Source organism: Streptomyces sp. NPDC051310 (assembly GCF_044455245.1).
Lineage (GTDB): Bacteria > Actinomycetota > Actinomycetes > Streptomycetales > Streptomycetaceae > Streptomyces.
This window is the reverse complement of sequence record NZ_JBITEO010000033.1, coordinates 61,091-68,130: the sequence shown is the minus strand read 5'-3', so window position 1 is coordinate 68,130 and position 7,040 is coordinate 61,091. Positions and strand designations below refer to the sequence as shown.

The 7,040-nt window shown below is 73.1% G+C and carries 1 protein-coding gene; it reads right to left on the bottom strand.

The genetic code is table 11. From position 1 onward, the window contains the following. On the bottom strand, positions 1-6,971 hold a 6,971-nt coding region (locus tag ACIA79_RS31975), incomplete at its 3' end, for an amino acid adenylation domain-containing protein (RefSeq protein ID WP_399431912.1). Positions 6,972-7,040: the final 69 nt, after the last annotated feature.

The following is a 7,040-nucleotide window of genomic DNA, read 5'->3' as shown; positions in this document are numbered from 1 at the left end:
ATGTTGACCAGGCGTGTGTGGGGTGAGGCGTAGCGGTCGAACCACGTCGAGACGTGCTTGGGCTCCAGCGCCTCCCCACCGAAAATCACCCAGCGCAGCGCGGGAAGCCGCTCCTCACCCGCGTCCGCCGCGTGCTCCACCAGCTCGCGGAACATCGACGGGGTCTGGTCCAGCACCGTGATCCCCTCCTGCCGCAGGAGGTTCCACATGGCGTCGGGGTTGCGGGCGGTGTCGTGGGGGACGATGACGGCTCGGCCGCCGGTCGTCAGGGCGCCCCACAGTTCCCAGACGGAGAAGTCGAAGGCGTAGGAGTGGAACACCGTCCACACGTCGTCCGCCCCGAAGTGGTACAGCTCCTGTGAGTTGGCCATCAGATGCAGCACGGTGTGGTGCTCGATCGCCACGCCCTTCGGACGCCCCGTCGAGCCGGACGTGTAGATGACGTACGCCAGGTCGGTCGCGGACACACCCGTCTTCGGGGGAGTCCCCGGCAGCCCGGAGACGGCGTCCCACTCGGCGTCCAGGTCCACCACGCGGACACCCGCCACGGGCAGGCCCGAGCTCAAGTCCCTGTGCGACACCAGGAGTTCGGCGCCGGAGTCCTCCAGCATGTAGGCGAGCCGGTCGGCCGGGTAGGCGGGGTCGAGCGGTACGTAGGCCGCGCCGGACTTCAGGATGCCGAGGAGGCCGACGGCCATCTGCGTGCCGCGTTCGACGGACAGGGCGACCAGACGCCCCGGTCCGGCGCCGAGGGATACCAGGTGGTGGGCCAGCCGGTTCGCAGACTCGTCGAGCTCGCGGTAGGTCAGGGACTCACCCGCGCAGCTCACGGCGACCGCGTCCGGAGTGGCCGCGGCGCGCGCGGCGACCCGCTCGTGGATCGTGCCCTCCCACGGGGCGATTCCGGGCGTAACGGCCCACTCGCCCACCAACCGCTCCCGCTCACCCGGAGCCAGCATCGGCACGGCCGACACCGGCCGGGAAGGCTCGGCCGCCATACCGGTGAGCAGGGCGTCCAGGTGGCCGGCCATCCGCTCGACCGTGGCCGCGTCGAACAGCTCGGGGTCATAGGCGAGGGCGTACGCCAGCTCGTCACCCGCGTAGGCGACGAGGTTCAGCGGGAAGTTGGTGACGTCGGCGCCCTCCAGACCGTGCAGCCGGACACCGCCACCGGACTGGCCGGTGTCGCCGTCCACGGGGAAGTTCTCGAACGCGACCAGGCTTTCGAAGAGGTTCGTACCGCGCTCGACACGGCTCCAGCCCTGGATGCGCGGCAGCGGCACGTACTCGTACTGGCGGGCCTCGACCTGAGCCTTCTGCACCTCCGCCAGCCACTCGGCGACCGGCGCGTCGCCGTCGACGGCCACGCGCACCGGCAGGGTGTTGATGAGCATGCCCACCATCGAGTCGGCACCCGGCAGATCGGCCGGCCGGCCCGAGACGGTGGCGCCGAACACGACATCGCGCTCCCCGGCGTACTGGGACAGCAGCAGCGCCCAGGCACCCTGCACCACCGCGTTGACGGTGAGCCGATGGGTCCGGGCGAACGCGTACAGGCGCCGTGAGGCGTCGGTGGAGAGCCGCGTCACCAGCCGCTTCGTGGACTGCGCGCGATGGCTGGCGGCGGGGCGGCGGTCGTACGGCAGCGCCGTCGGCTCGTCGAAGCCGTCCAGCAGGCGCCGCCAGTACGCCTCGGCCTCCGTCAGGTCCTGGCGCTCCAGCCACTCCACGTACGCGCTGAACGGGCGCCGCGCGGGCAGCACCGGGTCCTCGCCGGCGGCCAGCGCCCGGTACGCCGCGGTCAGCTCGTCGAGCATCTGGAAGGTGCTCCAGCCGTCCAGCAGCACATGGTGGGAGGTGCGCACCACGCGTACGGAGGTGCCCGACGTGCGGGCGATGGCGATCCGCGCCATCGGGGCGGCCGACAGGTCGATGCCGCGCTCCCGGTCCTCCGCCAGATAGCGCTCCAGCGCGCGGGCCTGCTCGTCGGCGGTCAGACCGCGCCAGTCGAGGTGGACGACCGGTGTCCCGACGTGCCGGCGCACCACCAGCAGCGGGCGGTCCACGCCCTCCCACACGACGGCGCCGCGCAGGATCTCCAGGTGGTCGGTGACGTGCTGCCAGGCCCGCTCCAGCAGGCCGGGCTCGGTCACGCCGTCGAGGACGAAGCTCATCTGCTCGAAGTAGGCGCCGGAGCCGGGCTCGGCGAGGGTGTGGAAGAGCATGCCGCTCTGCATGGGCGTGAGCGGGAAGATGTCCTCGACGTCCCGGCCGTCGCCGGCGATCCGGTCCACGGTGGCCTGGTCGAGGCCGGCGAGCGGGAAGTCCGACGGGGTCGCGCCGCCGCTCGCCGGATCCTGGCAGTGCTCCACCAGGGCGCGCAGCGCCGCCATGTGCCGGCCCGCCACGCGCTCCACCGTCGTCCGGTCGAAGACCTCTTCGGAGAAGATCCACGTGAAGCGGAGGCTGCCGTCCTCGACCATGCCGACGACGTCGAGGAGGTAGGGGCGGGGCTCGTCCGGCGCGTGGTCCTGGCCGATGGCGGGCAGGCGGTCGCGGACCAGCCCGTCCCGCGCGGTCGTGCCGTCCCACTGGCCGAGGTAGTTGAAGCTGAGGGGCGGGAGCCGGTCAGCGCGCAGGGCGTGGCCGGGTGTGCCCGGCTCGGACAGGAAGCGCAGCGCGTCGTAGCCGAGGCCGCGGCCCGGCACGGCACGCAGCTGCTCCTTGACGGACTTGAGCGTCTCGCCCCAGCCCCGTCCGGCGGGGAGCGTCAGGGCGACCGGGAAGTGAGTGGTGTACCAGCCGACCGTGCGTGACAGGTCCAGGTCGTCGAAGAGCTCCTCGCGGCCGTGCCCCTCCAGGCCCAGGACCAGGCGGTCGGCGCCCGTCCAGTCGGCCAGGGCGCGGCCGAGCGCGGTGACGAGCACGTCGTTGATCTGCGTGCGGTACGTGGCGGGGACCCGCTGCAGCAGCGCCTCCGTCTCGTCGCGGCCGAGGCGCACCTCGACGGTCCGCTCGGCGGCGGTGATGTTGCGGCCGCCGGGGTGGTCGACGGGCAGCGCGGGCGCCCTGTCCGGGTCGACGGAGCGCCAGTGGCCGATCTCGTGGTCGAGGGCGCCGGAGCGGACGTGCGCGGTCAGGCGTTCCGCCCACTGCTGGTAGCTGCTGGTCTTGGTACCCAGGTCGACGGGCCGGCCCTCGGCCAGCTGGGCGTAGGCGGTGGCCAGGTCGTCCAGGACGATCCGCCAGGACACCCCGTCCATGACGATGTGGTGGACGGCGAGGAAGAGGCGGGGCGCGGTGCCGTCACCGAAGCGGAACAGGACGCCCTTGACGAGGGTGCCGCCGGACAGGTCGAGGGCGCGCTGCGCCTCCAGGGCCGCGCGGTGCGCGACCTTCTCGGCGTCCTCGTCGCGGGTGATGTCCCGGACGGTGAGGAGGCCGGAAGGCCGGTCGCCGTACTCCTGGATCCACGCGTCGCCGTCGCGGGTGCAGCGCATCCGCAGCGCGTCGTGGTGGGCGACGACCGCGTCGAGCGCCCGCTCCAGCAGCGCTGCGTCCGTGCCGGGGGCGAGCTCCAGGTGCGCGGACATGGCGTAGTGGTCGGGGTTGACGGTGTGCTCGTCGAGGAACCAGCGCTGGATCGGGGTGAGTTCGACCCGTCCCGAGACGTGCGAAGGCGCCGTGGCGGAGGGTCTCGCCTCGGCCGTGGTGGTGACGGTGGCGAGGGCGGCGATGGTCTGGTGGAGGAAGAGGAGGCGGGAGGTGAGGTGGAGTCCGGCCTGTCGGGCGCGGGAGACGACCTGGATGGAGAGGATGGAGTCGCCGCCGAGTTCGAAGAAGTTGTCGTGGATGCCGACGCGTTCGACGCCGAGGACGTCGGCCCAGACGGTGGCGAGGGTTTCCTCGGTGGTGTCGCGGGGGGCGGTGTAGTCGGCGTCGGTGCGTGCCGCCGTGAGGTCGGGTGCGGGCAGGGAGCGGCGGTCGACCTTGCCGCTGGGTGTCAGCGGGAGTCGTTCGAGGGGCACGTAGAGGGCGGGGACCATGTAGTCCGGCAGGGAACCGGCCAGGTGGGAGCGGAGCTCACCGGTGGACAGCTCGCCCTCGGCCACCACGTAGGCCACCAGGCGCCGCCGACCGGTGTCGTCCTGCCGGGCCAGGACCACCGCGTCCCGCACGTCCGGGTGGGTCAGCAGGGCGCTCTCCACCTCGCCCAGCTCGATGCGGAAACCCCGGATCTTGACCTGGTCGTCGGCGCGGCCGAGGAACTCCAGCTCCCCGGAGACCAGTCGGCGGGCCCGGTCACCGGTGCGGTACAGCCGGTCGCCCGGCACGAAGGGGCTCTCGACGAACCGCTCGGCGGTCAGCTCCGGGCGCCCGTGGTAGCCGCGCGCCACACCGTCCCCGCCGATCCAGATCTCGCCCGGCACACCCGGCGGAACGAGGTTGCCGTGCGGGTCGAGGACGTACACGCGGGTGTTGGGCAGCGGGCGGCCGATCGGCACGTACACGCGGCCGCGCAGACTGTCCTCGGTCGGGGTGAAGACCGTCGAGTCGACGGTCGCCTCGGTGCCGCCGTACGCGTTGACGAGGACGCAGTCGTGCCGGATGCGGTGCAGCAGGGCACGGCAGTCCTCGACGCGCCAGCCCTCGGAACCGACGGAGATCAGCCGCAGCGGCGGGAACGCCCCACCGCGCCGGTCGACTTCCTGCACGACGGCGTTGAGCAGCGAGGGGACGATCTCCAGGCCGGTCGCGTCCGTCTCGGCGATCAGGTCGAGGAGCGCCGACGGCTCGGTGGTGACGTCCTTCGACGCGATGATCAGCGCCCCGCCGAAGGGGAGGGAGCGGATGAGGTCGGCGAAGAACAGGTCGACGGAGAGACTGGACACCGACAGGAAGCGCGGCTTCAGCTCCTCCAGCCCGTACCGCTCGGCCCAGGCGGTGAGGATGTGCCGGACGTTCCGGTGCTCGACGGCGACACCCTTGGGCTCACCGGTCGACCCGGAGGTGTAGATGACGTACGCCAGGTCCCCGGCGGTGACGGTGGTGCGCGGCGGGGTGGCGGGCAGCCGCCCGATCGCCTCCCGCTCCGCGTCCAGGTCCACGATCCGCAGGCCGTCGCCGGCGGGCAGGCGGTCGCGCACCGCTGACTGCGTGACGACGATCCGGGCGCCCGAGTCCGCCAGCATGTACGCGAGGCGCTCGGCGGGGAAGCCGGGGTCGAGCGGTACGTAGGCCGCGCCGGACTTGAGGATGCCGAGGAGGCCGACCGCCATGGCGGAGCCGCGCTCCAGGCTCAGCCCCACCAGCGAGCCGGGGCCGGCGCCGAGCGCGGTCAGGTGGTGGGCGAGCCGGTTGGCGCGCTCGTCCAGCTCCCGGTGGGTGAGCGTGGCGTCCTCGGCGATCACGGCGACCGCGTCGGGGGTACGGGCGGCCTGCGCCGCCAGCCGCTCATGGATCAGGGGACCGTCGCCGGCCGGCAGTTCCGTGGCGTTCCATTCGATGGCGACCTGCCGGCGCTCCTCGTCGGTGAGCAGGGGCAGCGCCGCCACAGGCTGATCCGGGGCGGCCACCGCGCCGGCCAGCAGCACGCCGAGGTGGCCGGTCAGCCGGGCGACCGTACGCTCGTCGAAGAGCTCGGTGCTGTACTCGACCAGGCCGCGCAGCCGCCCGTCGCGCTCCTCGAACTCGAAGGTGAGGTCGAACAGGGAGGCGTCGCGGTCCAGCGGGTACGGGGAGACCGTCGTGCCCGGCAGGGCCAGGGTGTCGGCGGGGGCGTTCTGCAGGACGACCATGGCCTGCACCAGCGCCGTCCGGCTCGGATCGCGCTCCGGCTGCACCGCCTCGACGAGCTTGTCGAACGGGATGTCCTCGTGGGCGAACGCGTCCAGGACGGTGTCCTTCACACGGCCCAGCAGCTCCGCGAACGTCAGCTCCTGGTCGACCTGGGTGCGCAGCACGACCGTGTTGACCAGGAAGCCGACCAGCTGCTCCAACTCCCGGTGGCCGCGCGCGGCGGAGGACGTACCGACGGCGATGTCCTCCTGACCGGACCAGCGGGCGAAGACCGCCTTCACGGCGGCCGTCAGCGCCATGAAGAGCGTCGCGCCCCGCTCGCGGGCCAGCTCCTTCAGCCCCGCGACCGTGTCGGCGGGCAGCTCGAAGCCGTACACCGCGCCGGCCGACGAGCGCACGGCGGGCCGAGGCCGGTCGGTGGGCAGTTCCAGCGGGGCGATGCCCTTCAGCTGCTCCCGCCACCAGTCGAGCTGCTCCTCCAGCAGGCCGCCGTCCTCCAGCCGGGTGCGCTGCCAGGCGGCGAAGTCGGGGTACTGGACGGCGACGTCCGGCAGGCGGGGCTCACGGCCCTCGACGCGCGCCGTGTACAGCTCGCCCAGCTCACGGGCGATGACGCCCATCGACCAGCCGTCCGTGACGATGTGATGCATGCCCAGGACGCAGATGTGCTCACCGTCGGCCAGGCGCACCAGCAGCACACGGACGAGGGGGCCGGACTTCAGGTCGTACGGGCGCGTCATCTCCGCCCGCACGGCGTTCCGCGCGGTGTCCTCGTCGTCGGCGTCGGTGGTCACCCAGTCGGGGTCGCGCCGGTCGTGGACGATCTGCACGCCCCGGCCGTCGCGGGAGTCGAAGGTCGTCCGCAGCGCCTCGTGGCGGCCCACCAGGTCGCGGACGGCGGCGCGCAGCGCGTCCGCGTCGAGGGGCCCGCTGATCCGCACGGGCAGTGCCGAGTGGTAGTCGGCGCCGCCCGGCGCGAAGTCCTCCAGGAACCACAGGCGCTGCTGGCCGAAGGACAGCCGCAGGTCACCGTCGCGCGACACCGCCGGTACCAGCGGCGCGGCGGGGGCCGCGGCGGCCCCGCCCTGGCCCGCCAGACGCTGGGCGAGCGCCTCGCGGAGTCGTTCGGGCAGGGCGGCTATCCGGTCCGCGCGGGAAGACGGCGTGTTCATTGGCGGGATCTCCCAGGAGATTGCTGGTCAGCAGGTGGAGAAGGCGGCCCGTCCGGCCCCCGCCGGCGG